Origin of the sequence: Metabacillus sp. KUDC1714, from assembly GCF_014217835.1 — a bacterium.
In the GTDB taxonomy this organism is placed as follows: Bacteria; Bacillota; Bacilli; order Bacillales; family Bacillaceae; genus Metabacillus; species Metabacillus rhizosphaerae.
Genome location: NZ_CP055263.1, coordinates 5,641,155 through 5,666,262, shown reverse-complemented (window position 1 = coordinate 5,666,262; position 25,108 = coordinate 5,641,155). Strand labels below are relative to the sequence as shown.

At 35.3% G+C, this 25,108-nt stretch carries 26 protein-coding genes; 25 read left to right on the top strand and 1 reads right to left on the bottom strand.

The annotated features are described in order from the left end of the window. Positions 1–136: 136 nt before the first annotated feature. The 18 genes from trpE (at position 137) to ypjB (ending at position 17,621) form a co-directional block, all read left to right on the top strand. Complete coding sequence (gene trpE / locus HUW50_RS26280; RefSeq protein WP_185653524.1) at positions 137–1,684, top strand: anthranilate synthase component I; 1,548 nt, start codon at positions 137–139, stop codon at positions 1,682–1,684. Beyond that, positions 1,653–2,672 carry an anthranilate phosphoribosyltransferase gene (gene trpD / locus HUW50_RS26275; protein ID WP_066331942.1) on the top strand — a complete coding sequence of 340 codons (1,020 nt, stop codon included), beginning with the start codon at positions 1,653–1,655 and terminating at the stop codon, positions 2,670–2,672. Before trpE ends, trpD begins: the two co-directional genes overlap by 32 nt. Next, positions 2,665–3,429 carry an indole-3-glycerol phosphate synthase TrpC gene (gene trpC, locus HUW50_RS26270; RefSeq protein ID WP_066331940.1) on the top strand — a complete coding sequence of 255 codons (765 nt, stop codon included), beginning with the start codon at positions 2,665–2,667 and terminating at the stop codon, positions 3,427–3,429. The genes trpD and trpC overlap by 8 nt, the downstream gene beginning before the upstream one ends. Further along, the gene (locus tag HUW50_RS26265; RefSeq protein WP_185653523.1) at positions 3,422–4,078 is read left to right on the top strand and encodes a phosphoribosylanthranilate isomerase; all 657 of its coding nucleotides are present in this window, start codon (positions 3,422–3,424) and stop codon (positions 4,076–4,078) included. Before trpC ends, HUW50_RS26265 begins: the two co-directional genes overlap by 8 nt. Further along, complete coding sequence (trpB, locus tag HUW50_RS26260; protein ID WP_185653522.1) at positions 4,059–5,285, top strand: tryptophan synthase subunit beta; 1,227 nt, start codon at positions 4,059–4,061, stop codon at positions 5,283–5,285. The genes HUW50_RS26265 and trpB overlap by 20 nt, the downstream gene beginning before the upstream one ends. Continuing rightward, the gene (trpA, locus tag HUW50_RS26255) at positions 5,251–6,066 is read left to right on the top strand and encodes a tryptophan synthase subunit alpha (RefSeq protein WP_185653521.1); all 816 of its coding nucleotides are present in this window, start codon (positions 5,251–5,253) and stop codon (positions 6,064–6,066) included. The genes trpB and trpA overlap by 35 nt, the downstream gene beginning before the upstream one ends. Before the next feature lie 121 nt (positions 6,067–6,187). Beyond that, a complete protein-coding gene (gene hisC / locus HUW50_RS26250; protein WP_185653520.1) occupies positions 6,188–7,273 on the top strand; it encodes a histidinol-phosphate transaminase in 1,086 nt (361 codons plus the stop codon). 190 nt (positions 7,274–7,463) lie between these two features. Beyond that, positions 7,464–8,567: a prephenate dehydrogenase gene (locus tag HUW50_RS26245; protein ID WP_066331925.1), complete on the top strand. Its 1,104-nt coding sequence runs from the start codon at positions 7,464–7,466 to the stop codon at positions 8,565–8,567. 53 nt (positions 8,568–8,620) lie between these two features. Next, entirely contained in the window at positions 8,621–9,916 is a 1,296-nt protein-coding gene (gene aroA, locus HUW50_RS26240) for a 3-phosphoshikimate 1-carboxyvinyltransferase (protein ID WP_066331923.1), read from the top strand. Between the two features lie 213 nt (positions 9,917–10,129). Then, positions 10,130–11,050, top strand: a complete 921-nt coding sequence (locus tag HUW50_RS26235; RefSeq protein WP_066331920.1) for a hypothetical protein — start codon at positions 10,130–10,132, stop codon at positions 11,048–11,050. 133 nt (positions 11,051–11,183) lie between these two features. After that, positions 11,184–12,452 carry a tetratricopeptide repeat protein gene (locus tag HUW50_RS26230; protein WP_185653519.1) on the top strand — a complete coding sequence of 423 codons (1,269 nt, stop codon included), beginning with the start codon at positions 11,184–11,186 and terminating at the stop codon, positions 12,450–12,452. 80 nt (positions 12,453–12,532) lie between these two features. Further along, on the top strand, positions 12,533–13,084 hold the full coding sequence (locus tag HUW50_RS26225) for a ReoY family proteolytic degradation factor (protein ID WP_066331916.1): 552 nt from the start codon (positions 12,533–12,535) through the stop codon (positions 13,082–13,084). Between the two features lie 255 nt (positions 13,085–13,339). Continuing rightward, positions 13,340–13,792, top strand: coding sequence for a YpiF family protein (locus tag HUW50_RS26220; RefSeq protein WP_185653518.1), 453 nt, complete (start codon positions 13,340–13,342; stop codon positions 13,790–13,792). 144 nt (positions 13,793–13,936) lie between these two features. Further along, on the top strand, positions 13,937–14,443 hold the full coding sequence (locus HUW50_RS26215) for a QcrA and Rieske domain-containing protein (RefSeq protein ID WP_066331903.1): 507 nt from the start codon (positions 13,937–13,939) through the stop codon (positions 14,441–14,443). Between the two features lie 4 nt (positions 14,444–14,447). Beyond that, on the top strand, positions 14,448–15,122 hold the full coding sequence (gene qcrB / locus HUW50_RS26210) for a menaquinol-cytochrome c reductase cytochrome b subunit (protein ID WP_066331901.1): 675 nt from the start codon (positions 14,448–14,450) through the stop codon (positions 15,120–15,122). 79 nt (positions 15,123–15,201) lie between these two features. Next, positions 15,202–15,969, top strand: coding sequence for a menaquinol-cytochrome c reductase cytochrome b/c subunit (locus HUW50_RS26205; RefSeq protein ID WP_066331899.1), 768 nt, complete (start codon positions 15,202–15,204; stop codon positions 15,967–15,969). A 180-nt stretch (positions 15,970–16,149) separates the two neighbouring features. After that, the gene (locus tag HUW50_RS26200; protein WP_066331887.1) at positions 16,150–16,746 is read left to right on the top strand and encodes a lipoprotein heptaprenylglyceryl N-acetyltransferase LhaT; all 597 of its coding nucleotides are present in this window, start codon (positions 16,150–16,152) and stop codon (positions 16,744–16,746) included. Between the two features lie 83 nt (positions 16,747–16,829). Continuing rightward, the gene (gene ypjB, locus HUW50_RS26195; RefSeq protein ID WP_066331884.1) at positions 16,830–17,621 is read left to right on the top strand and encodes a sporulation protein YpjB; all 792 of its coding nucleotides are present in this window, start codon (positions 16,830–16,832) and stop codon (positions 17,619–17,621) included. Positions 17,622–17,682: 61 nt separating this feature from the next. Here ypjB and HUW50_RS26190 read toward each other — a convergent pair whose 3' ends face one another. Then, entirely contained in the window at positions 17,683–18,555 is an 873-nt protein-coding gene (locus HUW50_RS26190; protein WP_066331881.1) for a YitT family protein, read from the bottom strand. A 147-nt stretch (positions 18,556–18,702) separates the two neighbouring features. Between HUW50_RS26190 and HUW50_RS26185 the strand changes: the two genes are divergently transcribed. From HUW50_RS26185 to HUW50_RS26155, 7 genes are all read left to right on the top strand, one after another. Continuing rightward, positions 18,703–19,029: a nucleotide pyrophosphohydrolase gene (locus tag HUW50_RS26185; RefSeq protein WP_066331877.1), complete on the top strand. Its 327-nt coding sequence runs from the start codon at positions 18,703–18,705 to the stop codon at positions 19,027–19,029. A 76-nt stretch (positions 19,030–19,105) separates the two neighbouring features. Beyond that, positions 19,106–19,903 carry a 4-hydroxy-tetrahydrodipicolinate reductase gene (dapB, locus tag HUW50_RS26180; RefSeq protein WP_066331873.1) on the top strand — a complete coding sequence of 266 codons (798 nt, stop codon included), beginning with the start codon at positions 19,106–19,108 and terminating at the stop codon, positions 19,901–19,903. Positions 19,904–19,917: 14 nt separating this feature from the next. Further along, on the top strand, positions 19,918–20,325 hold the full coding sequence (mgsA, locus tag HUW50_RS26175; protein ID WP_066331868.1) for a methylglyoxal synthase: 408 nt from the start codon (positions 19,918–19,920) through the stop codon (positions 20,323–20,325). A gap of 175 nt (positions 20,326–20,500) precedes the next feature. Beyond that, complete coding sequence (gene bshB1 / locus HUW50_RS26170) at positions 20,501–21,214, top strand: bacillithiol biosynthesis deacetylase BshB1 (protein ID WP_066331866.1); 714 nt, start codon at positions 20,501–20,503, stop codon at positions 21,212–21,214. Beyond that, positions 21,211–22,344 (top strand): N-acetyl-alpha-D-glucosaminyl L-malate synthase BshA, encoded by a 1,134-nt coding sequence (gene bshA / locus HUW50_RS26165; RefSeq protein WP_066331861.1) that lies wholly within the window; start codon positions 21,211–21,213, stop codon positions 22,342–22,344. Before bshB1 ends, bshA begins: the two co-directional genes overlap by 4 nt. A 125-nt stretch (positions 22,345–22,469) precedes the next feature. Continuing rightward, on the top strand, positions 22,470–23,684 hold the full coding sequence (locus HUW50_RS26160; protein ID WP_066331849.1) for a CCA tRNA nucleotidyltransferase: 1,215 nt from the start codon (positions 22,470–22,472) through the stop codon (positions 23,682–23,684). Next, the gene (locus tag HUW50_RS26155) at positions 23,654–24,634 is read left to right on the top strand and encodes a biotin--[acetyl-CoA-carboxylase] ligase (protein ID WP_185653517.1); all 981 of its coding nucleotides are present in this window, start codon (positions 23,654–23,656) and stop codon (positions 24,632–24,634) included. Before HUW50_RS26160 ends, HUW50_RS26155 begins: the two co-directional genes overlap by 31 nt. Positions 24,635–25,108 lie beyond the last annotated feature (474 nt).

Genomic DNA, 25,108 nt, shown 5'->3' with positions numbered 1-25,108 from the left:
TAAACATACTAAAAGGACATACTTTTTCAAAAGACCTGTCCTTGTATGTAACAGAGAAAATGTGCTTATACAATCTTCAAATAGTTACAACCTCCTAAATCCTCGTTCTCCAAATTTATTGGAGGAGTGAGTCAATTTGAATTTTTCTTCTTTTACTACATTTTGTGAAGATAGTAAGCATTATCGAACAATCCCCATTGTTAAAAAATATATCGTTGATACATTTACACCCATTCAATTATTTCAGCTTTTTCAGGATGAAGCTGTTTACTTATTAGAGAGCAAGGATTCTGAATCTAGTTGGTCTCGTTACTCATTTATAGGTCTAAATCCATTTTTATTTATAGAAGAAAACCATGGAGAATTTTCGATCTTAAATGAACAAAGAAAAACACTTTCTAAGTCTCATTCTTTAACGGAAATATTTGAGAATCTGCAAGAGCATTTGGCCATTAAACTTCCTGAATTGGATATTCCTTTTGTAGGAGGAGCGGTAGGTTATATTGGCTATGACACAGTATCGATCTTAGAAAAGGTAGAAAAACATGTAACTGACGATCTTAAGCAGCAAAATTGTATGTTTTTTGTCTGTGAAACAGTTATTGCTTTTGATCATCAAGAGAAACAACTCTATTTTATTCATTTTGAACGAGTAAACGGAGAAGAAGTTGAAGATGAAGTACACCTTAAAGCAACTTACCAGCTTGCTGAAGCAAAAATGAACAAATATATAAGTAAGCTGAAGCAAAAAGAACAGCCAGAACATTTTCCATTACCAGTTTCAGCTGAATTTGACGTTAATTTCGATGAAATTAAGTCAAATTATGAAAAGAATAAGTTTCTAGAGGATGTTGAGAAAGTAAAGGAATACATTCGTGCAGGAGATATTTTCCAAGGAGTTTTGTCACAAAGATTTGAAATTCCGATCTCAACTGATGGCTTTTCATTATACCGTATTTTACGAATAGTAAATCCATCCCCATATTTATTTTATATTCGTTTTAATGATACAGAGCTTGTAGGTAGCTCTCCTGAAAGGTTAATTTATATTCAAAATAAACATCTTGAAATACACCCTATTGCTGGAACAAGAAGACGTGGCAAAACAACTGAGGAAGATCTTTATTTTGAAGAAGAATTAAAAAATGACGAAAAAGAAAAAGCAGAACATTATATGTTAGTAGATTTGGCGCGTAATGACCTCGGTCGAGTAGCAGAATATGGTTCAGTAATAACACCGACGTTAATGGAGGTAGGGCGATTTTCACATGTTATGCACCTAATCTCAAAGGTTACAGCAAGAATTAAAAGTGATATTCATCCAATTGATGCACTACTTTCATCATTTCCAGCAGGAACTGTATCTGGTGCTCCAAAAATTCGGGCAATGCAAATCATTCAAGAATTAGAACCTACAGCAAGAGGCAGCTATGCTGGTTGTGTCGCATATGTAGGCTTTGATGGAAATATTGATTCATGTATAACAATACGAACGATAACTGTTAAAAATAATACTGCATATGTGCAAGCTGGAGCTGGAATTGTTGTTGATAGTGTTCCTGAGCTTGAATGGAAGGAAACGTGTAATAAAGCGAGTGCCATGTTAAAAGCAATCCAATTAGCAGAAAAGGTTTTTAATGAGGAGGTAAATGGTGATGAAAGAGCTACTAGCACAATGTATTGAAGGAAATACATTAACTGAGAAACAGGCAGAACAAGTAATGGATTCGATTATGGAAGGAGAGGTAACACCAAGTCAAATTGCTAGCCTTGTTTCGATTATGCGACTTAGAGGCGAAACAGTTGATGAAATCGTTGGTTTTACAAAATCGATGAAGAATCATATGACATCGATACACTATGAAAGCGATGTTGTCGATACGTGTGGCACTGGTGGTGATGGAGCCTCAACCTTTAATATATCAACAGCTGCTGCAATAGTTGTTTCATCATTAAAGGTGAAAGTTGCAAAACATGGAAACCGTGCATTTTCCTCTAAAAGTGGAAGTGCAGATGTCCTTGAAACTCTAGGAATAAATATTCAAACAACACAAGATGAAGCTGTGAAAAGCCTTGATGACAAAAACATGAGCTTTTTATTTGCGCCGATGTTCCATTCATCAATGAAGCATGCTGTTAATCCTCGAAAAGAAATCGGCTTTCGAACTGTTTTTAATCTACTAGGACCATTATCAAATCCGGCTAATGCCAAAAGGCAAGTAATTGGTGTATTTTCAACTGAATATGCTGAAAAAATGGCAAAAGCGTTAAATCGTTTAGGTGCAGAGCATGTATTGCTTGTTACAGGACGTGATGGGTTGGACGAAATCTCTATTTCAGCTGAGACAGATGTCGTTGAGCTTAAAAACGGTGTGATCACTAGATATGTTCTCCATCCAAATGACTTTGGGCTATTAGAAGGTGATATTGAAGATATAAAAGTATCAAATGCGCAAGAAAGTGCGGAACTAATCGAAAGTATTTTTCGAGGAAGAGCACCAAAAAGTGCTGAGGATATTGTGGCAATTAATGCTGCAGCTGCACTATATGTAGCAAACTATGTCCAAACATTTGCAGACGGTGTTATGTTTGCTAAAGAAGCGATTAGGAACGGTTTAGCTTTACAGCAATTAACGGTGTTACGTCATCAGCGGGAGGAAAACTATGCTTGATAAAATAATAGAAACAAAGAAAGAAGAAATAAAAAAACTAATCTTACCTGATGATGAGAGGCTACCACGTCTCTCCTTCTATGATGCATTAAAAGCTCCACATCGTGAACTAGGACTTATTGCAGAAGTCAAAAAGGCATCCCCATCTAAGGGATTAATAAAAGCGGATTTTCACCCTGTTGAAATTGCCCTAGCATATGAAAAGGGTGGAGCAGATTGTTTGTCAGTACTAACAGATACACCATACTTTCAAGGGAAACGAGAGTATTTAACTGATGTAAAGAAGGCTGTAAACCTTCCAATATTAAGAAAGGATTTCATTATCGACCACATTCAGATTGATGAGGCAAATCGTATTGGTGCAGATGCCATATTATTAATTGGAGAAGCACTTGAGTCTTCGCTATTAAAGGAACTTTATCAATATGCGTTACAGTTAAATTTAGATATACTAGTAGAGGTACATGATCAAGATACACTAGAAAAGGTATTAAAGGTTATAACACCAAAAATTCTAGGGGTTAATAATCGAAACTTAAAAACCTTTGAAACAAATATTGGGCAGCTAGAAGAAATGGCATCTTCTATCCCAAGGGATACGTTACTCGTTAGCGAAAGTGGCCTATATACAAGAGATGATTTAAATCTTGTTCAGCAATATGGAGCTAAGGCTGTATTAGTAGGAGAATCGCTTATGAGAAAAGACGATCAAGCTGTGGCAATTAAAGAACTGTTTGGAGAAAGTATCAATGCCTAAACCGTTATTGAAATTTTGTGGAATTCGTTCTCTTGATGATTTGAAAATTGTTTCTAGCTCTCAAGCTGAATACATCGGTCTTATTTTCGCAGAAAGTAAACGGAGAGTAGATCCAAAAATCGTAAAAACATGGCTAAAAGAAGTAGATATTACTGCAAAAAAACTTGTTGCAGTTTTTGTTAATCCTACCGCAAATGAACTCGCTGATGTTTTAACAAATCTTCCTATCGATGTTATACAATTTCATGGAAATGAATCCTATGAGGATATAAAAAAAGTAAAAGAGACTTTTGCGGGCACTGTGTGGAAAGCCCTTCATCACCATTCTAAAACTATTGAAGAGATGCATTCTTTTAAAAATATTGTCGATGGATTTGTTATCGATTCAAGGATGAAAGGTCAATGGGGTGGGACAGGTGTTAGCTTTGATTGGTCTGCAGTCCCTCATTATATAAAGTTCTCTCGCGATACAAGCAAGCTATGTTTTATTGCTGGTGGTGTTAATGAAAGCAATATTGGAAAATTATTAACATATCACCCTCAAGGAATCGATTTATCTAGTGGTATAGAAGTAGATAACAAGAAAAGTAAGGATAAGATCGAACGAATAGAAGAAAGGGTGTTACAGAATGTCAATATATCCAGATAAGAATGGCAGATATGGAGAGTTTGGTGGTCGCTTCGTACCTGAAACATTAATGAGTCCATTAGCAGAAATAGAACAAGCACACAAAGAAGCAATGCAAGACCCAGCATTTTTAGAAGAATATCATCATTTATTGAATGAATACTCTGGCAGACCGACTACTGTTACGCTTGCAGGAAATGTAACAGAAAAACTTGGCGGTGCTAAAATCTACCTAAAAAGAGAAGATTTAAACCATACAGGTGCTCATAAAATTAATAACGCCATCGGACAAGCTTTACTTGCGAAAAGAATGGGTAAAACAAAGATTATTGCTGAAACGGGTGCAGGGCAGCATGGTGTTGCAACAGCAACTGTCGCTGCAAAGTTTGGTATGGAATGCAAAGTGTTCATGGGTGAAGAGGATGTAAGACGTCAACAGTTAAATGTGTTTCGTATGCAGTTACTTGGTGCAGAGGTTATTCCTGTAACAAGTGGAAATAAAACATTGAAAGATGCAACAAATGAGGCAATGCGTTATTGGGTTCAGCATTGTGAGGATCATTTTTATATAATTGGGTCGGTTGTTGGTCCACATCCATACCCTTATATCGTTAGAGAGTTTCAACGTGTAATTGGTGACGAAGCTAAAGAGCAGTTTCAAAAAATTGAGGGCACTCTGCCTACTAAAGTAATGGCTTGTGTTGGTGGTGGAAGTAATGCCATTGGTATGTTTGCTGCATTTTTAAAAGAAAAAGTTGATCTAGTTGCAGTAGAAGCAGCTGGAATGGGTGTTGATACAGACATGCATGCGGCTACAATTACAAAAGGAACAAAAGGTGTTCTTCATGGATCATTAACCTATTTATTACAGGATGAATTTGGTCAAATTACTGAACCATATTCAATTTCTGCAGGGCTTGATTACCCTGGTATAGGACCTGAACATGCCCATTTAGCAAGCACAGGACGAGTGAAGTATGAAAGTGTAACAGACCAAGAAGCTTTAGTTGCGCTAGAATTATTGGCAAAGGAAGAAGGAATCTTAGCAGCAATTGAATCTGCACATGCACTTTCTTCTGCTTTTGAACATGCAAAACAAATGGCTAGTCATGAAAGTATTCTTATTTGCTTATCAGGTAGAGGAGATAAGGATGTACACACCTTAATGTCTCATTTCAAGGAGGAAGCAAAACATGAAGACACTATTCAAGCAGCCACTACAAAATAAACTTTTTATACCATTTATTACTGCGGGTGATCCAGATGGTAACGCAACAATAGATTTAGCAGTTGCATTGCAAGAGGCTGGTGCGTCAGCAATCGAACTAGGGATACCGTATTCTGATCCAGTAGCGGATGGACCCGTTATTCAGAAAGCATCCAGCCGAGCATTAAAGAACGGTATGAATATAGTAAAAGCAATGAAGCTAGTTCCTGAAATGAGGAAAAAAGGAGTAAATATTCCGATTATTCTATTCACGTATTATAATCCTGTGTTACAATTAGAACAGGAATCCTTTTTCGCTTTACTGCGAGAAAATACGATTGATGGTTTGCTTATTCCTGATATCCCTTTTGAAGAAAGCGCGGAACTTCGTCAAAAATGTCAGGAGCATTCAATCTCATTTATATCTCTTGTTGCACCAACATCATCAAGTCGAATTAAAATGATTGCGGAAAATGCAGAAGGATTTGTATATTGTGTTTCTTCCTTAGGAGTAACTGGTGTCAGAAAGAATTTTGACAACTCAATAACCTCTTTCCTAGATGAAGTAAAACAATATAGTAATGTACCTGTCGTCGTTGGTTTTGGCGTATCTTCTAAAGAGCAGGTAGAAGAGTTATCAAGCATTTGCGATGGTGTTGTAGTAGGTAGTGCATTAGTTCGAGAAATTGAACGACTACAAACATCCTTATTAAACGAAACAACTCGCAACAAGGCAATTGACGAATTCAGAGAATTCGCTAAAACCTTTGGCTCTGAAAATGAAAGTAAAGAGTATGTATAAGCACATGCAATTCATTATTTAATTGCTTAATTTTAATTAACACATTAAGATAGTATACAACATTATCAGAGGGAAGTTCCCTCTGATTAAGTTTCACTTATAGTAGGAGAGGTGTTATGCTTTGCAAATTAAAGAGCAGTTACTAAGTTTAAAACCATATCAACCAGGAAAACCAATTGAAGAAGTAAAAAAAGAGTTTAACTTAACAAAAGTAGTCAAACTTGCATCAAATGAAAACCCATATGGTTGCTCAAAAAAAGCAAAACAAGCGATACTAGATGAACTTGATCAGCTAGCTATTTATCCGGACGGCTATAGTGCTCTTCTTCGTACACAAGTAGCTAAGCATGTAGGTGTAAATGAAGATGAATTATTGTTCGGAAATGGGTCTGACGAAGTCGTGCAAATTATTTGTCGTGCACTTTTAAGCCCACAAAAAAATACGGTGATGGCTACTCCAACATTTCCTCAATACAAACATAATGCTGTGATTGAAGGAGCAGAAATTCGGGAAGTTCCACTTGTTGATGGAGACCATAACCTTGATGAAATGCTCACTAAGATTGATGAAAACACTACAGTGCTATGGGTTTGTACACCAAATAATCCTACTGGTACATATGTAAAAAAACAAGAATTATTAGATTTCTTAAGTAAAGTACCTAAACATGTTCTTGTTGTAGTTGATGAAGCCTATTATGAATATGTTGTGGCAGAGGATTATCCTCAAACTGTCCCACTTTTAAAAGATTATCCGAATTTAATGATCCTTCGAACTTTTTCAAAAGCATACGGACTTGCAGCGTTGCGTGTTGGCTATGGGATTGCAAATGCTGACTTAATCCGAAAAATCGAGCCAGCAAGGGAACCATTCAATACGAGTCGTGTTGCACAGGCTGCGGCAATTGCTGCCTTAGAGGACCCAGCATTTGTTTCTGAATGCAGTGATAAAAATAAACAAGGTTTGCAACAATTTTACCAATTCTGTGAAGATCTAAAATTAGAATTTTACCCATCAGAAGGAAATTTTATCTTAATCGATTTTAAGCGAGATTCAGATGAAGTTTTTAATGCATTACTAAAAAAAGGGTATATCGTTCGTTCCGGAAATGCATTAGGTTTTCCAACACATTTGCGTATTACTGTTGGGACGGAAGAACAAAATGCAGAAATTATTGAGATATTAAAAGAATTTGTTCTTGAATAAAGTTTTAGTCCTCTTTTCAAATAGAAGAGAGGACTAAGTTTTAGAAAGCTATTCTTTAATGCAACAACTATTAAACTTATTGATATATATAATTAAATAATGTTCTTTTTTTATAGTTTCTCTTATAGTATAACCCTTACTTTATCTATGAATAGCCTCTTTAGAATGATAGGCAAAAAAGGTGATTTTGATGGTGAAAAACATTTATTTAATAGGACTCGGCTTAATAGGGGGCTCTATTGCTTTATCAATTAAACAAAAAGATCCTTCAATACATATCATTGGGTTTGATATTAATGAAGATCAAGTGATGCTAGCAAAAAAGATCGGTGCTATAGATGAAATCTCACCAACTCTTTTTCCGAATCTAGCCTCTGTTGATATTATTTTTATTTCTACACCTGTTCAGCAAACAATAAACATTATCGAACAGCTTCAAGCTGTGGAGTTGAAACAGGGTGTAATTATTACAGACGTTGGCAGCACAAAAGTGAAAATAGTAGAATGTGCAACAAAATATCTAAATGGTAGAATTAAATTCATCGGAGGTCATCCGATGGCTGGCTCACATAAGTCGGGAATTTTAGCCGCAAAGCCTCATTTATTTGAGAATGCTTTTTACATATTAACCCCTTCAGAATATGTAACCCCTCATGATCTTTCTGTTCTAACAGAGGTCTTGGATGGAACGAAAGCTAATTTCATAGAGATGTCTCCCGAAGAGCATGATAAGGTGACAGGGGTAATAAGTCATTTTCCTCATATAGTTGCTGCAAGCTTAGTGTATCAAGCAGAAAGCTATGAAGAACAATTTCCACTTGTTAAAAGACTCGCAGCTGGCGGCTTTCGAGATATAACGCGAATTGCCTCTAGCAACCCTGCAATGTGGAGAGATATTTTACTACACAACAAAGGTCCATTGTTAAATCTGTTTGAAGAATGGATTTCTGAGATGGAACGAGTAAAAAGCTTTGTAGAAAATGAACAAGCTGATCAATTATATACGTATTTTGAGCATGCGAAACAATATCGAGATGGTTTGCCTGAAAAACAAAAAGGGGCAATCCCATCATTCTATGATTTATTTGTGGATGTTCCTGATTACCCAGGTATAATCTCTGAGATTACTGGTTATTTAGCGAAAGAAGAAATAAGTTTAACAAATATACGGATTATTGAAACGCGAGAAGAGATTTATGGGGTATTAAGATTAAGCTTCCAAACTGAACGTGATCGTGAATTAGCAATAGATTGTATTGGTAAATATTCAAATTATGATACATTTATCATATAACAAGTGAACAACAACAAAAAAGAATTCTTATGTATTTAATAGAGGTGGATTTAATGGCAGATTTAAAAAAGTTATCAAAGGTAAGCAGTTTAGCCGGTTCTGTTGAAGTACCAGGTGATAAATCAATCTCACATCGAGCTGTTATGTTTGGGGCTATAGCAGATGGTAAAACAGAAATTTCAAATTTTTTAATGGGTGCTGATTGCTTAAGTACGGTTTCCTGTTTTCGAAAAATGGGTGTAGCAATCGATATTCAGGAAGGTCTTGTTACTGTTGAAGGAAAGGGCTTAGATGGTTTAGAAGAGCCTTCAGAGATCCTAGATGTAGGTAATTCAGGTACCACAACCAGATTAATGATGGGAATATTAGCTGGAACCGATTTCCACTCTTGTATCATTGGTGATGAGTCAATTGCAAAAAGGCCTATGTCTCGTGTAACTAATCCATTAAAGCTGATGGGTGCAACAATTGATGGACGAGAAAACGGACAATATACTCCTTTAGCAATTCGTGGTAACAACCTAAACGGGATAAACTACGAATCACCAGTTGCTAGTGCACAGGTTAAATCAGCAATACTTTTAGCGGGGTTACGGACGAATCAAGAAGAAACAATCGTAACTGAACCACATAAATCGCGAGATCATACTGAACGTATGTTAAGAGCGTTTGGTGTTAAAGTTAAAGAGGATGAGAGGTCAGCTTCAGTTATAGGTGGCCAAAACCTTAAAGCAACAAATATCTTTGTACCAGGTGACATCTCATCTGCAGCCTTTTTCCTTGTTGCAGGAGCTATTGTCCCTAATAGTGAAATACTCTTAAGAAATGTCGGAATTAACCCAACAAGAACAGGAATTCTCGATGTGTTAAAAATGATGGGTGCCTCAATTGAAATAATCCCGCAAGAAAACCAGTCTTTTGAACCAATTGCTGATATTTTAATTAAATCATCATCTTTAAAAGGAACAACCATTAGTGGTGACTTAATTCCTAAACTAATAGATGAAATTCCAGTTATAGCGTTATTGGCAACTCAAGCTGAAGGTGACACAATCATTAAAGATGCAAGTGAGCTTAAAGTGAAGGAAACAAATCGAATCGATACGGTAGTCGGTGAATTAACAAAAATTGGAGCTAACATTAAGGCGACTGATGACGGCATGGTTATTACAGGTAAATCGAACTTGCTAGGAAATGCAACTGTATCTAGTCATGGAGATCATCGAATTGGGATGATGCTTGCTATAGCTTCATGTATTACCGAACAGCCAATCAACTTACAAGATGCTACAGCAATTGATGTTTCCTATCCAAACTTTTTTGATCATTTATCAGTATTATCAAAATAATATTTTACTTAAAAACTATTGAGATTAGCTTTCTATTATTGATTAGTCAATCAAAACCAAGCTTGGTTTTGATTCAATTAATGATAAAAGCTGTCTCTTTTTTGTCGTCTAGAAACTTTTAATATCCTGTACTGTGGTGTGAAAACAATAAGCATAATTTTTCAGATCCCCACATAGCTTGTCTTATAGAGGATGAAAGGTGGGGAGTGTATCATGAGTTATATCATTGACAGAGTAAATCTATTAAAGTCTGATGGTCTAGAGAAAACATCATTATTAATTGTTAAAAATAAAATTGAATTTATGCGTCACACTATGGAAAATATTCGTTTTATGAAAATGGATATGAGCTCTTATTTATTAACCCCAGGATATGTCATGCTGGATTTTTCTCTTCATACGTCACTTCATTTCCAAGAATTCAAACAATCTATCATTGAAAAGTATCTAAAAAAAGGATGTACATCACTTCTTACGGTTGTAAATATAGATTATGAACAACAACTAAGTGCAAAAGTAAAACAAAAAAGACACTTAATGATAAATTCTCCGATTGATTATTATATTAGTGTTAAGATTCCATTTAAAGCTTTGAGCCCATCAATTTTAAGAAGATGTAAACAAGAAAATATATCTGTGGTTTTTGTGGAAATTGATAATACTGATAAGCTCACCTCAAAATCCTGGGGATGGATAAGGGACGCAATGTTTTCAAATCCAATCACTCTTATTCCATTTTCACGAGATGAAAGCACTGTTATTAGTAAAAAGCAAAAGCTCCTTCAAGTATGGGAGAAAATCATGAAAGAACATCGATTATCTTCTATTCCAACTCCATTAAAAGAAGGAGTACCATTAACAAAAGAAGCATTAATGAGATTAGGTATTTATCCTGAAAAAGGAGATATTCGAGTTGGTGGACAAGTAAATTATAATTTGTACAAACTAAACGAAATAAGGTATCATACCGATGGTAAGCCTATTATCAATTATGATGAACACTTCCCGAACATTACAGCACACCAAGGAAGATTAATTAATGTAAACGGAGAAGTCTCATTTCATCCAGGAATTGGCGAAGAATGTTTTATCACAATTTCAAGTCGTTTCATACCACAATCAGCATCATTTTGATGTATGATAAAGATATGTAAATAACAAAACGAAATAGGGCAAACCTCAAAGTCATCAAACATCAAGTTTTAAATAAACATTTGATATGTCGATTTAATAATTCAAACAATTGTTTATAAAGAAAGGAATTACTATGTTTAATCAAGTGCTAAACGAAGCAATAAATCTTGTAAATAAGGGTGAAACTGAAGAAGGATTAAATTTATTAGCAAATATACTTCCAACACTTCATGATGAAGAGAAACTCCATTTAGCTGATCAATATTATCAATGGGGTATCATTGATCAAGCACATGAAATAGTTGAAGAACTTCATTTTCTGTATCCTGAGGAAACACAAGTAACTTTATTTTTAGCCGAACTTTTCTTAGATTTGGAGAAAGAGGAAGAAGCGATCAATTTATTAAATACAATTACATCTGACCATGAGGCATATCCACAAGCGTTGCTACTTTTAGCTGATTTATATCAAATGCAAGGTTTAGCTGAGGTCAGTGAACAAAAATTGCAAGAAGCAAAGCAGTTACTACCTGAGGAGCCTGTTATAGACTTTGCACTAGGAGAATTTTACTTTCACCAAGGCCAATATAAGCATGCAATACCTTTTTATAAAGCAATTGTAAAAGATCAGAAGTCTATTTCAGGTGTTTCAATTGAACAAAGGTTAGCTGAGTGTTTAAGCGCAACAGGGGAGTTTGAGGAATCGCTTGATTATTATAAACAAGCCGTAATCGAACAAGAGGATCTAAATACGTTATTTGGTTACGGATTTACTGCTTATCAAGGTGGATTTTATAAAACAGCCATTCAACAATTTACTAGGCTAAAAGAAGCAGATCCGCATTTTTCTTCCCTTTATTTGTATTTGGCGAAGGCGTATGAGAATGAAGGTCTCTTACCAGAAAGTCTTGAAACTGTTCAAGAGGGAATTAAGGTTGATGAATATAATAAAGAACTATACTTATATGGCGGTAAGATTGCCATTAAATCTGGCCATATTCATGATGCTGAAAATTTATTGCGTGAAACGCTTGCCATAGATCCAGGTCATATAGAGGCTGCTATTACTTTAACTCATATTTTCCTTCAAGATGAGCGATATGATGATGTAATTGATTTAATATCTGAAAGTAAAAGATATGGAGAAGAGGATCCTCAGTTTGAATGGAACTTAGCACGAGCTTATCATCAAAAAGAAGAGTATTCAGAGGCATTAAACCATTATCAACTTGCATATAATTCTTTCAAGGATCAACGAGAATTTCTTCATGAATATGGGTACTTTTTATTAGAAGAAGGTCGTAAGCAAGAAGCTAAGGAAATATTTGAAAAAATATTAATGCAAGACCCTTCAAATGTCGAAATTGGTGAGATATTGCTACAATTAGAAGATGAGTTTTAAGGGAAATAAGGAGGATTTTATTTTGTTTTTGTGGAATTAACCATAGTATGAATTAATTGAACTGCAGAGGAGGGAATTGTATGGTGGCCCCTGTATCTGTCCACGAAAAGAAAGATTTTGTCAGGTGGTTTTTAAACCATTATCAGCTGAAAAGAAGAGAATGTGTGTGGATTTTAAATTATTTAATGAGTCATGATACCTTAATGGAAAAAGTTCATTTTGTTGAGCAAGCTCAGTATTGTCCTAGGGGTATAATCATGTCAACGCATTGTGTTGAAGAAGTTCCTTTTCGCTTTTATAAAGAAAACGTAATGACAACAGATGCAGAAAAATCATTCCATGATATACGTTTAAATAAAGATGAAGAACTTTTTATTCAACTAAATTTTAGATCTGTTTATCAATCGCCACAGTACGCCGCTGTATTAGAATCAAATCCATTTATGCCCGAACACTTACATGGAAATGAGAAGGATCGTGAAGTTGCTGAAAAAGTTCTAGATCATTCCCTTCAAACTTTTCAAAAGGAAAAATTGTTACAATTAATTGATGAAGCTCTTGATCGTCAAGACAAGGAAGGTTTTCAAAGACTTACTCAGCAATTGATAAACTTGAAAAATCATCAAAGCTAAATAAGTGAGAGCGGCCTACATATCTGGTTGCTAAATAAAGTAACACTTTTAAAGTACCTGAAAAATTTCATTAAACCGGAGACTATTAAAGAAGCTAACAACCTATTCACTAGGTGTGGCTTCTTTTTCTTTTTAAGGACTTTTCCAGTTTCTAAAGACTATCATAGTCTCTTTATATGCTTCAAATTTAACAATTTGTAAGACAAGCTTTATAATAGATCTAGTCGTAAAAATATCGGAAAGGAGTGGAATAAATTGAAGTGGGTTGCAAGTGATGTAGATGTTATTAACCAATCAAAAGAGTACGTAGATACTGCGATAATTCCGTTAATACCTGTTTCTTTAAAGTCAGATTTTAAAGGTACTGTGTCAAAAGGTGAGTTTATTACGTATGTTTCAGATGAACTTGAGAGACAATTAAAAGGAAGAGTTTTCTTATTTCCTTCATTTTCATATTTAAAGAATTCTGAGAAAGTGATTGAAAATGTAATAGAATGGAAAAATGAAATACAACAGGAATTTAAGCATGTTCTTTTTCTTACAAGTGATGAAACTTTAAAAAACAGTAAATGCGAACAGTTAAAGGCTCATCTTATTTGGTTACCATCAGTACCGTTTGAGCATATGAATGAGGGTTTGAAGAGAAAGCTTTTACAGGACCAAGTCGAACAAATTTTGAACATTTTATTACAATCTTGGAATAATTGAAAAAAACCTTTTTATTTCCAAGATTACAAATCAGGATTTTATTGACCTCATGGAAAGATTGATATATCATGAGTATGTCCTAGTTTTATATATCATTTCCGTATGTCCTAAACGGACTTAGCTTAAGATAGAGGGGGGAAAATGATGAGCGAGAAAAAACATCGAGTTTCTAGACGTCAATTCTTAAACTACACGCTTACCGGTGTAGGCGGTTTCATGGCTGCAGGTATGCTTATGCCTATGGTTCGCTTCGCACTTGACCCTGTGCTCCGACCAGCAGAAGAAACAGAGTTAGTACAAGTTGTAAAGGTTGACGAAATTACGGAAGAACCTCAACGCTTTGACTTTAAAATCAAGCAAGTAGATGCTTGGTATGAATCAGAAGAAACAAGATCAGCTTGGGTTTTTAAAGAAGGTGACAAAATTACGGCTTTATCACCAGTTTGTAAGCATTTAGGCTGTACTGTCGGTTGGAATAATGATCCAGCAAACCCGAACCAATTTTTCTGTCCGTGTCACTATGGCCGATATAAAAAGGATGGTACAAATGTTCCGGGAACACCACCAATTGCTCCGCTTGATGTTTATAAGCAAGCAGTTAAGGATGGCTATTTATTTTTAGGTGCAGCAAAACCACGTGGGGAGGCGTAATCTATTGTTAAACAAAATTTATGATTGGGTTGACGAACGGTTAGATATTACGCCGATGTGGCGAGATATTGCTGACCATGAAGTTCCTGAACATGTTAACCCTGCACACCATTTTTCTGCCTTTGTTTATTGCTTTGGCGGATTGACATTCTTTGTAACAGTTATTCAAATTCTTTCTGGTATGTTCTTAACAATGTATTATGTACCAGATATTAAAAATGCATGGGAATCAGTTTTCTATTTGCAAAACGAAGTAGCTTTTGGTCAGATTGTCCGTGGTATGCACCACTGGGGAGCTAGTCTTGTAATAGTTATGATGTTCCTACATACATTGCGTGTATTTTTCCAAGGTTCATATAAAAAACCTCGTGAATTAAACTGGGTTGTTGGCGTACTTATTTTCTTTATTATGCTAGGTCTTGGTTTAACAGGTTATTTATTACCATGGGATATGAAAGCGTTATTTGCAACAAAGGTTACATTGCAAATTGCTGAATCAGTACCATTAATTGGACCAACAGTTAAAACATTATTATCTGGTCATCCAGAAATCGTTGGTGCGCAAACACTTACACGTTTCTTTGCTATCCATGTATTCTTCTTACCAGCTGCTCTTTTCGGTTTAATGGCAGCTCACTTTATCATGATACGTAAGCAAGGTATTTCTGGTCCACTATAAGATCTAAAGAGTAAATAGAAATTTATAACCGATACCATTAACTTTTTATCGGAAACCACCTTAGTAAGGAGGGGAAATCATGCATCGCGGAAAAGGTATGAAATTTGTAGGTGACTCTCGTATTCCTGCAGAGAGAAAGCCGAATATTCCGAAAGACTATTCGGAATATCCTGGAAAAACAGAAGCGTTCTGGCCAAACTTCCTTTTAAAGGAGTGGCTAGTAGGTGCTGTTTTCTTAATTGGTTTTTTATGTTTAACAGTAGCACATCCATCGCCGCTTGAGCGTGTGGCTGACCCTACTGATGCTGGTTACATACCATTACCAGACTGGTACTTCTTATTCTTATACCAATTGTTGAAATATTCTTATGCATCTGGACCTTATACGGTTATAGGTGCAATTGTTATTCCAGGTCTTGCTTTCGGTGCTTTAATGTTAGCTCCATTTTTAGACCGTGGCCCACATCGTCGTCCGGCAAAGCGTCCTATTGCAGTAGGAATGATGATTCTAGGTGTAGCGGGTACGTTTTACTTAACTTGGGAATCTGTTGCAACTCATGACTGGGAAGCTGCAGCTGAACAAGGTAAGATTAAAGCAGAAGCAGATATTGATAAAGAATCTGAAGGCTATGCAATCTATCAGGAGCAAGGCTGTATTTCTTGTCATGGTGACAATCTTGAAGGTGGAGCTGCAGGTAAGGCTCTAGTTGATAATGGATTAGAACCTGATAAAATTGCGGATATTGCTAAAAATGGTCAAGGTGCTATGCCTGCTGGCGTATTCAAAGGCACAGATGAACAATTAAAAGTACTATCAGAATTTATCTCTGGTGTTACGGCAAAATAAAAGCTGACTATTGTCAGCTTTTTTTGCACGATCAGAATTAAGAAAAAAAGACATTCACTATCAGGAATATGAAGAAAATCAAAGCAATATTAGAAAGTATAAATTATTTGTACTAAGTTTAATGTCAGATCCGTCATCTAGTATTTCTAATAAAAAACAAAGAGTCTGGTGAGTGGGAAAATGAAAATATTTCAATATGTTTTAGGTCAGAAGCCTATTTTAATAGTCATGTTTTTAATTAACTTTTTCGGAACCTTTTACGGTTACTATTGGTACAGATATCAATTGTCTGAAACCCCAGCACACTTTTATTTATTTGTTCCTGATAGTCCCACTGCAAGTTTATTTTTTTTGATTGTTTTACTCGGGTTTTTAATTCGTAAAAACTTTCCTCTAATAGAAGCTTTAGCGATTGTTACGCTATTCAAGTATGGGATTTGGGCAGTCATAATGAACATCTTAGTATTGTTGATTGATGGAAGTTTACCTTGGGAGGGGTACATGTTAATTGCATCCCATTTTGGAATGGCTATTCAAGGCTTACTTTATGCACCCTATTATCGCTTTAAAGCTTGGCATTTATTAGTTGCTGCTGTTTGGACTTTACATAATGATGTAATTGACTATGTTTTTGGGATGATGCCGCATTATAGCATGTTAATGGATTATAGTAATCATATTGGTTACTTTACATTTTGGCTAAGTATTATTTCACTTTTAATTGGTTATGGTTTAGTACTGAATAAACGGTCTTACAAATTATCTCTTCCAAAATAAAAACTTTTTTAGCTTGAATAATTTGGTCTAACCTTGTCCATTTCTACATACGATTCTTAGTAGAAGTTCTAGGGGGGACAAGGATGAAGAAATGGATAGTCGCACTCATTATTGGAATGGTGCTGATTCACATAAAACCAGCACTTGCAGAAGAAACTTATGACTGGGAATCGTTAAATCAGATTTCTGATTCAGCATTACAACTAGCGAAGCAAGAACGCTTTAGCGAGTCTGCCCAATTACTTGAATATTTTGCTGTTAAATTTGAAGAAATACCAATTGATAGAGAGTATATATCACTAGACCATTTTCGAACCATTACTAGTACTCACAAAAATGCAAAAGATATCATACAGGATGAAAAGATAAGTACAGATGAAAAAGTTCGTTCCTTAACAAAATTCCGCTTAGTTGTAGATGCGATGGTATCTGAACATCAACCATTGTGGGGTTCGATGGAATCTTCAATTATGGAAACATTCTCTCAAATGAAAAGTGATGTTGAAGAAGGGGACAATCAATCTTTCCAACATGATTGGAATCAATTCTTAGCTCTATATGAGGTGATTTATCCCAGTATACAAGTGGATTTTGATAGTCAACGTGTTAAAAAGATGGATGCCCATATTTCTGTTGTAGAGGATCGCTTATTCCAAGAGATTCCTGAAACAAGTCGTGTAAAGCAATTAGCTATCATGGAAGAGGAATTAAAAGCACTTTTTGAGAGAGTGAAAGAGGATGAGGCAGATCCATCATTACTATGGGTAATAATTTCAACGGGGAGTGTGATTTTATTATCACTATCATACTCAGGTTGGAGAAAGTACCGAGGAGAAAAGGAAAAGCAAGCAAAAAGGGAAAATAATAACCAATAGAAAAGAGAGGTTGAAATTCTAACCTCTCTTAGCTGCTGTATTACTAGTAATTAGCCACGATCTACCGTTGAATAGGTTTTTTATTTTCATCTAACGTAAATCCCTCACCTAAAACATCGTGGACATCACTAACAGCTACAAATGCATGTGGATCAACAGAAGTAATAACACTTTTCAATCTAACAATTTCATTTTTTCCTACTACACAATACAAAACATCTCGATTCTGCTTTGTAAATGACCCTTGTCCTTTTAATACAGTTACTCCTCGATCCATTTCTTTCATAATTCTTTTTGAAATTTCCTCAGATTGACTTGAAATAATAGTAGCACCTTTTGCTGCATAGGCTCCCTCTTGCATAAAGTCGATTACGCGAGCTCCCACAAAAACAGCTACAAGTGTATACATTGCTTCTTTGTAGGAGAGGTAAGTAATTAACGACAATGAAATGACACATAGGTCAAATAGAAACATTGTTTTTCCCATACTCCAGCCTAAATAACGATGGGATAATCTAGCGATAATATCTACTCCTCCAGTTGTTCCACCATAACGAAAAATAATACCTAACCCGATACCAAGTGAAACTCCAGCGAAAAGAGCTGCAAGCGTTAAATCATCATTTAATGGCATATTAATTTGATAACGTTGAAAGATCCATAAATACACAGATAAACTAATCGTACCAATCATTGTGTATAAAAATGAAGTTCTTCCTAGAACCCGCCAACCGATAAAAAACAATGGTATATTTAATAATAAATTGGATATTGATGGATCAAACTTGAACAGGAAGTACAACATGAGGGTAATACCAGTGAACCCACCCTCTGCCAAATTATTTTGCATATTAAAATGTACAAGCCCAAAACCAAATATGGCTGACCCAATTAAAATAAAAAGTATGTTTTTTATACGAATATCACCAAACATTAGACACCTCCCAAAATGCAACCATGGCAAAAATATTATAGTTGATAGAAAGTCAAGGTGCAAATTTTGAAAAAATGATGACGAAATAATTGTAAAACTTAATTGTATTAGCTAACATTATATTGATAAGTAAATGAGGTGAAACAAATGGAGCATAAAACGATGAAAGACCTTCAAAATGATGTTGACCAATACATAAGCGGGTTTAAGGAAGGATATTTCTCACCATTAGCAATGATGGCTCGAATTTCCGAAGAAGTTGGCGAGTTAGCCAGAGAAATCAATCACTATTATGGTGAAAAGCCCAAAAAGGCTTCTGAAAAGGAAAAGGAAATAGAAGAAGAACTGGGGGATGTTCTATTTGTTCTAATATGTCTTGCTAATTCATTGAATATAGATTTGGAAAAAGCACACGATCTTGTTATGAATAAATTTAAAACAAGGGACAAAGATCGCTGGACGAAAAAAGAATAGCAATGCGGATACACATTGTTTATTATAGGACAAATAATTCGCAGAAGCTAGAAACTATAATAAAGGAGTTTGGAAAATGAAAGAGATTAAAATTGTCATCGCAGGGGCTCGTGGTAGAATGGGAAGTGAAGCAGTTAAGCTTGTTGAGGAAACCACACACTTTTCATTAGTTGCAGTTGTGGATCATAAACATGAAGGAAAAAGCCTAAAGGATCTTGATGGATTTGATGTCGATGTGCCTATCTATACAGATATAGATAAATGCTTTTTTGAAACGAGTCCGGATGTATTAATAGATTTGACTACACCAGAGATTGGCAAAATACATACAAAAAAAGCCTTGTTAAATGGGGTTAGACCTGTAGTGGGTACAACAGGGTTTTCTGAGGATGATTTAGCAGAGCTTCAAGAACTAACAACTGAGAAAGGTATTGGAGCTATTATTGCACCGAACTTTGCAATAGGAGCGATCTTAATGATGAAATTCTCTCAGATGGCAGCAAAGTATCTTCAAGATGTTGAAATAATTGAACAACATCATGATCAAAAATTAGATGCTCCTTCTGGTACAGGGTTAAAAACGGCAGAAATGATCGCAGCAGTTAGAGAAGAGAAGCAACAAGGTCACCCAGATGAAAAAGAAATTCTTACTGGAGCACGAGGTGCAAATTATAAGGGGATTCGTCTACATAGTGTACGCTTACCTGGTTTAATTGCACATCAAGAAGTTATGTTTGGTGGGGATGGACAAACATTAAAAATTCGTCATGATTCATATAATCGCGCATCGTTTATGTCAGGAGTTAAACTTGCTGTGGAAAATGTGATGAAAGTAGATTTATTAGTGTATGGATTAGAAAACATTATTGAATAAAGGGGAAAATTAAAATGAAAATAGCATTAATTGCTCATGATAAAAAGAAAACGGATCTTGTTCAGTTTGTATTGGCATACAAACCGATCTTCAAAGATCATGAACTATTCGCTACAGGGACAACAGGGTTAAGAATTCAAGAAGCTAGTGGTTTATCGATCCACCGTTTTCAATCAGGACCACTTGGAGGAGATCAAGAAATTGGTGCGCTTATTGCAAAAAATCAAATGGATATTGTTATTTTCTTTAGAGATCCATTAACCGCACAACCACATGAGCCTGACATTACAGCACTTATTCGTTTATGTGATGTTTATTCAATTCCACTAGCAACAAATATGGGGACAGCCGAGATCTTGATCCGTGGACTAGAACGTGGTGATTTAGAGTGGAGAGAGGTTATTCATTCTAAAAACAATTGATGTTTTTTGAGCAACTTACATTTTGGTGAAAATAGAATATTTGTACAATTCCCATACAAAGATAATGGAGAGGAAGGAGTATGCTAACCATTTAATAAAACCAAAGTTACAGAATGGTTAATTAAATGGTTAGCGTAGCTTTTTAGAGTATCCTTCTTTAGCTAAGGAGAGGAAAATGAGTAAATTACTAGATATGCTTGCAATTGGTGCTCATCCTGATGATGTAGAAATTGGGATGGGTGGATCGATTGCAAAATATGCAAATAAAGGCTTTAAAATCGGAATTTGTGATTTAACAAAAGCAGAACTTTCCTCAAATGGTACGGTTTCTGTCCGTCAAGAAGAAGCAAAGCGAGCAGGGGAAATTTTAGGTGTGGCAAAGAGAATTCAATTAACATTGCCAGATCGTGGACTGTATCTAACAGATTCAGCAATTCAATCGATTGTAACAATTATTAGAGAAAATCAGCCGAAAATTATTTTTGTACCCTATTTTGAAGATCGCCATCCAGATCATGGACATTGTGCGAGACTAGTAGAGGAAGCTGTTTTCTCTGCTGGAATTCGTAAATATAAGGATACATTGGACCTACCATCACATCGTGTACAATCCATTTATTATTATATGATAAACGGGTTCCATAAGCCTGATTTTGTTATCGATATTTCAAATTCGATCGATAAAAAATTAACAAGCTTAAGAGCATATGAAAGTCAGTTTGAAAAGTCATTGGGTTCAATGGAAACCCCACTAACAAACGGGTACATTGAATCTGTTGAGAGCAGAGAAAGGCTGTATGGGAAAGAGGTTGGGGTCATGTACGCTGAAGGATTTAAAACGAAAAATCCAATTCTACTTTCAGAAGATCTTTTAGGTGAAAGACAATGAGAAAAAAATTAAAAATTGGCATAACCTGCTATCCTTCTGTAGGAGGATCTGGAGTTGTTGCAACTGAGCTTGGAAAGCTACTTGCAGAACGTGGACATGAAATCCACTTTATTACCTCAAGTCTACCTTTTCGCTTAAATAAAGTATATTGTAATATAACATTTCATGAAGTTGAAGTGAATCAATATTCAGTCTTTAAATATCCACCATATGATTTAGCATTAGCAAGTAAAATGGCTGAAGTTGCTAAAAGGGAGAAATTGGACTTATTACACGTTCACTACGCAATCCCACATGCAATCTGTGCTTATTTAGCTAAGCAAATGGTTGATGATGATCTTAAAATTGTTACTACACTACATGGTACGGATATTACAGTTCTAGGTTATGATCAATCACTTTCAGATTTAATCCGCTTTGGAATTGAAGCATCAGATAAAGTAACCGCTGTATCAAATGCTTTAGTTAGTCAAACCAATGAGTTAATCCAACCTAAAAAAACAATCGAGACCATTTATAATTTTATTGATGATCGAGTGTATCAGAAAAAAAATGCATCACATCTTAAAAGAGAATACGGAATTGGTGATGATGAAAAAGTCATTATACATGTATCTAATTTCCGAAAAGTAAAACGTGTGCAGGATGTCATTTATTCTTTTCATTTAATCCAACGCAAGATTAATGCTAAACTATTACTAGTTGGTGATGGACCAGAAATGACATTTGTAAGCAAACTTGTTCGTGAATTAGGTCTTACCGACAAAGTTCTTTTTCTAGGTAAACAGGATAATTTAGAGGAATTATATTCATTAAGTGATCTTATGTTATTACTCTCAGAGAAAGAGAGCTTTGGTTTAGTTTTATTAGAGGCAATGGCGTGTGGAGTCCCGTGTATAGGAACTGATACAGGGGGAATTCCTGAAGTTATTACTGAAGGTGAAACAGGATATATATGTGATATTGGCGATATTGAAACAGTCGCATTCCGTGCTGCCCATATATTATCAGATGATGAATTACATAAAAAAATGTCAGATCATGCTATATTTATCGCAAGAAATTCTTTTCATTCTGACAAAATCGTCTCCCAATATGAATCAATCTACTATGACCTGATTAAAACTTGAATGATGTAATTACATACCCTTCAAAATGAAGGAAATAATATGGTGGTAAAAACAAATTAAGCTTGATATTAGTTTATCAAGCTTAATTCGTCAATTTCGACTTGAGTATGACAAGGAGTAGAAAAATGGAAACCCCATTTGATAATGCAAAACCTATTTTAGAAAAGTTACATATTGCTGGCTTTGAAGCCTATTATGTTGGTGGAGCAGTTCGTGATCACCTCTTGAATCGAAGAATAGGAGATGTCGATATTGCTACTTCAGCAAAGCCAAAAGATGTACAAAATTTGTTTGAACATACTATTGATGTTGGAGCAGAGCATGGAACAATCATTGTGCTGCACAATAAAACGCCATATGAAGTGACAACCTATCGTACTGAATCAGAATATGTAGATTTCCGTCGCCCTAAAGAGGTTTCATATATTACATCCTTAAAAGAGGACTTAAGGAGAAGGGACTTTACAATAAATGCAATGGCAATGGATATAGATTGTATTATTCTAGACTATTTTAATGGAAAAGCTCATTTAAGTGAAAAGCTTATTCAAACTGTTGGTTCTTCATCTGAAAGATTCACCGAAGATGCTTTAAGAATGCTCCGTGCTGTTCGATTTGTTAGTCAATTGGATTTTACGCTATGTCCTGAGACTAGATTATCTATTAAAGATCATGTACATCTTTTAGAAGTCATTTCAGTAGAACGAAAAACCATTGAGATTGAGAAGCTTCTTAAGGGGATAAACCATAAAAGCGCACTTGAAATCATATTAGAAACAGGAATGAATGATTATTTACCTGGTCTAGAAATGAAACAAGATGAATTGAAGAAGCTTAGAACATATAACTTAGAAAATCTGAAAACAAGTGAAGAACTTTGGACGATATTTACATATTGTATAGCCCCGCGGTCTGTCCAAACATTCTTAAGAAAGTGGAAATTACCAGTAAAGCTCATTAAGGCTGTGGAAAAAAATATAGAATATTTAACAGTCGTAAACGAGCAATCTTGGTCTGACTTTTTATTATATGAAGCTGGGATTGAAAGAGCTGTTACAGTAGAACGAATTCGTTCGATAATGACAGACCCATTGAACTTTGATGCAAACGTAAAGAGGATAAAGAATTTAATCCTTGAATTACCTATTCAACACAGAGAACAGCTCGTAATTACAGGACATGATGTTATTCAATATATAAATAAACAACCAGGTCCTTGGGTTACAAAAGCAATTAAAGAGGTTGAGAAAGCAATTATTTCGAAAAAAATAGAAAATAATAAGTCTGCTATAAAGGAGTGGCTAATGAGATGCAAACTGGACTTCGAACAAAACTATTAAAAGCCTTCTCTACAGCAGATGGGGAATTTTTATCAGGTCAAAAAATTAGTGAAACGATTGGTTGCTCAAGAACAGCCGTATGGAAACATATAGAAGAGCTAAGAAAGGAAGGCTATGAACTAGAAGCTGTTAGAAGATTAGGGTATCGCATAAAGAAAAAACCCGATAAAATTAGCAACAATGAGATTCACTTAGGACTAAAAACACAGATGATGGGTCGTACCATTCATTTTGAAGAGACGGTTACCTCTACACAGAAAATAGCACAAAGTTTAGCAAATGATGGTGTACAAGAAGGAACAATTGTCGTGGCAGACCAACAAACTAATGGAAGAGGGAGAATGTCTAGAGCTTGGTATTCGCCAAGTGGTACAGGAATTTGGATGAGTATGATTATTCGACCTAATATTCCTGTTAACACAACACCACAGCTCACACTTCTCACTGCAGTTGCTATTGTACAAGCTATAGAGGAGCTTACACCACTCAAGCCTGATATAAAATGGCCAAATGATATTATGATTAACGGAAAAAAAGTTGTCGGGATATTAACAGAATTACAGGCAGAGGCAGATCAAGTCCATTCGGTCATAATTGGCACAGGTATTAATGTTAATCAGAAAATTGAGGATTTTCCCGAAGACTTACAAAATATTGCTACATCCATTCTTATTGAAACAGGAACATCTTGGGAAAGAGCACAACTTATTCAAACGATTTTATTAAGGTTTGAAAGTCTATATTCCTTATTTTTATCAAAAGGATTTAAACCAATTAAACTCCTTTGGGAAAGCTATGCAATAAGTTTAAATAAAGTATTGATTGCCAGAACTCTCAAAGGCACTGTTGAAGGAATAGCTATTGGTATCGATGATGATGGTGCTTTGTTAATTGAAACGTGTGAAAAAAAGATTGAAAAGATTTACTCTGCAGATATCGAATTGAAATAACAGAAATTCATTTTTTACCGCTTAGGAAATTTTAAAATTCTTAAACTGTGTATAAGCGCACGACATCCAGCTCCAGCGCCTAGCCCCACTAGGGTCTAGCTAATTAGAATTGAAGGCAAAGAACGCCTTCTATTCTAAATCATCTTATTGCCCGAGGCTGTTCAAGGCGCTTGCGCTTTTGTTCCTGATGGTAATAGGGATTATTTTCTGCTATACTTTCACTTGGGTAGTATCTATTAGAACTACACCTCATTGAAGTGGGAATAATTAATTCATGAAGCATTCTACTTTAGTTAATAGTAATAGTAGAGTCTAAACACAACTGATTGAAATGAAATTCTGCCTTGATCCAAAAAGGACTAGGACAGAGGGATGAAAACCGATTTTAGTATGCCTACAAATCCTTCTTTCTTTGTCGAAAGAAGGATTTTTTCGTTGAAAAAAACGTTCAAATTGATATTTTCTCCCCCGTTC

What these genes read in the sequence shown, in the direction of transcription:
- HUW50_RS26245 (WP_066331925.1), top strand. Translation starts at nt 7,464, where the DNA reads ATGGTGAAAAACATTTATTTAATAGGACTCGGCTTAATAGGGGGCTCT.
- bshA (WP_066331861.1), top strand. Translation starts at nt 21,211, where the DNA reads ATGAGAAAAAAATTAAAAATTGGCATAACCTGCTATCCTTCTGTAGGA.
- trpA (WP_185653521.1), top strand. Translation starts at nt 5,251, where the DNA reads ATGAAGACACTATTCAAGCAGCCACTACAAAATAAACTTTTTATACCA.
- bshB1 (WP_066331866.1), top strand. Translation starts at nt 20,501, where the DNA reads ATGAGTAAATTACTAGATATGCTTGCAATTGGTGCTCATCCTGATGAT.
- trpC (WP_066331940.1), top strand. Translation starts at nt 2,665, where the DNA reads ATGCTTGATAAAATAATAGAAACAAAGAAAGAAGAAATAAAAAAACTA.
- HUW50_RS26160 (WP_066331849.1), top strand. Translation starts at nt 22,470, where the DNA reads ATGGAAACCCCATTTGATAATGCAAAACCTATTTTAGAAAAGTTACAT.
- HUW50_RS26155 (WP_185653517.1), top strand. Translation starts at nt 23,654, where the DNA reads ATGCAAACTGGACTTCGAACAAAACTATTAAAAGCCTTCTCTACAGCA.
- HUW50_RS26205 (WP_066331899.1), top strand. Translation starts at nt 15,202, where the DNA reads ATGCATCGCGGAAAAGGTATGAAATTTGTAGGTGACTCTCGTATTCCT.
- HUW50_RS26235 (WP_066331920.1), top strand. Translation starts at nt 10,130, where the DNA reads ATGAGTTATATCATTGACAGAGTAAATCTATTAAAGTCTGATGGTCTA.
- ypjB (WP_066331884.1), top strand. Translation starts at nt 16,830, where the DNA reads ATGAAGAAATGGATAGTCGCACTCATTATTGGAATGGTGCTGATTCAC.
- dapB (WP_066331873.1), top strand. Translation starts at nt 19,106, where the DNA reads ATGAAAGAGATTAAAATTGTCATCGCAGGGGCTCGTGGTAGAATGGGA.
- HUW50_RS26185 (WP_066331877.1), top strand. Translation starts at nt 18,703, where the DNA reads ATGGAGCATAAAACGATGAAAGACCTTCAAAATGATGTTGACCAATAC.
- HUW50_RS26225 (WP_066331916.1), top strand. Translation starts at nt 12,533, where the DNA reads ATGGTGGCCCCTGTATCTGTCCACGAAAAGAAAGATTTTGTCAGGTGG.
- aroA (WP_066331923.1), top strand. Translation starts at nt 8,621, where the DNA reads ATGGCAGATTTAAAAAAGTTATCAAAGGTAAGCAGTTTAGCCGGTTCT.
- HUW50_RS26190 (WP_066331881.1), bottom strand. Translation starts at nt 18,555, where the DNA reads ATGTTTGGTGATATTCGTATAAAAAACATACTTTTTATTTTAATTGGG.
- HUW50_RS26215 (WP_066331903.1), top strand. Translation starts at nt 13,937, where the DNA reads ATGAGCGAGAAAAAACATCGAGTTTCTAGACGTCAATTCTTAAACTAC.
- HUW50_RS26200 (WP_066331887.1), top strand. Translation starts at nt 16,150, where the DNA reads ATGAAAATATTTCAATATGTTTTAGGTCAGAAGCCTATTTTAATAGTC.
- HUW50_RS26230 (WP_185653519.1), top strand. Translation starts at nt 11,184, where the DNA reads ATGTTTAATCAAGTGCTAAACGAAGCAATAAATCTTGTAAATAAGGGT.
- HUW50_RS26265 (WP_185653523.1), top strand. Translation starts at nt 3,422, where the DNA reads ATGCCTAAACCGTTATTGAAATTTTGTGGAATTCGTTCTCTTGATGAT.
- trpB (WP_185653522.1), top strand. Translation starts at nt 4,059, where the DNA reads ATGTCAATATATCCAGATAAGAATGGCAGATATGGAGAGTTTGGTGGT.
- mgsA (WP_066331868.1), top strand. Translation starts at nt 19,918, where the DNA reads ATGAAAATAGCATTAATTGCTCATGATAAAAAGAAAACGGATCTTGTT.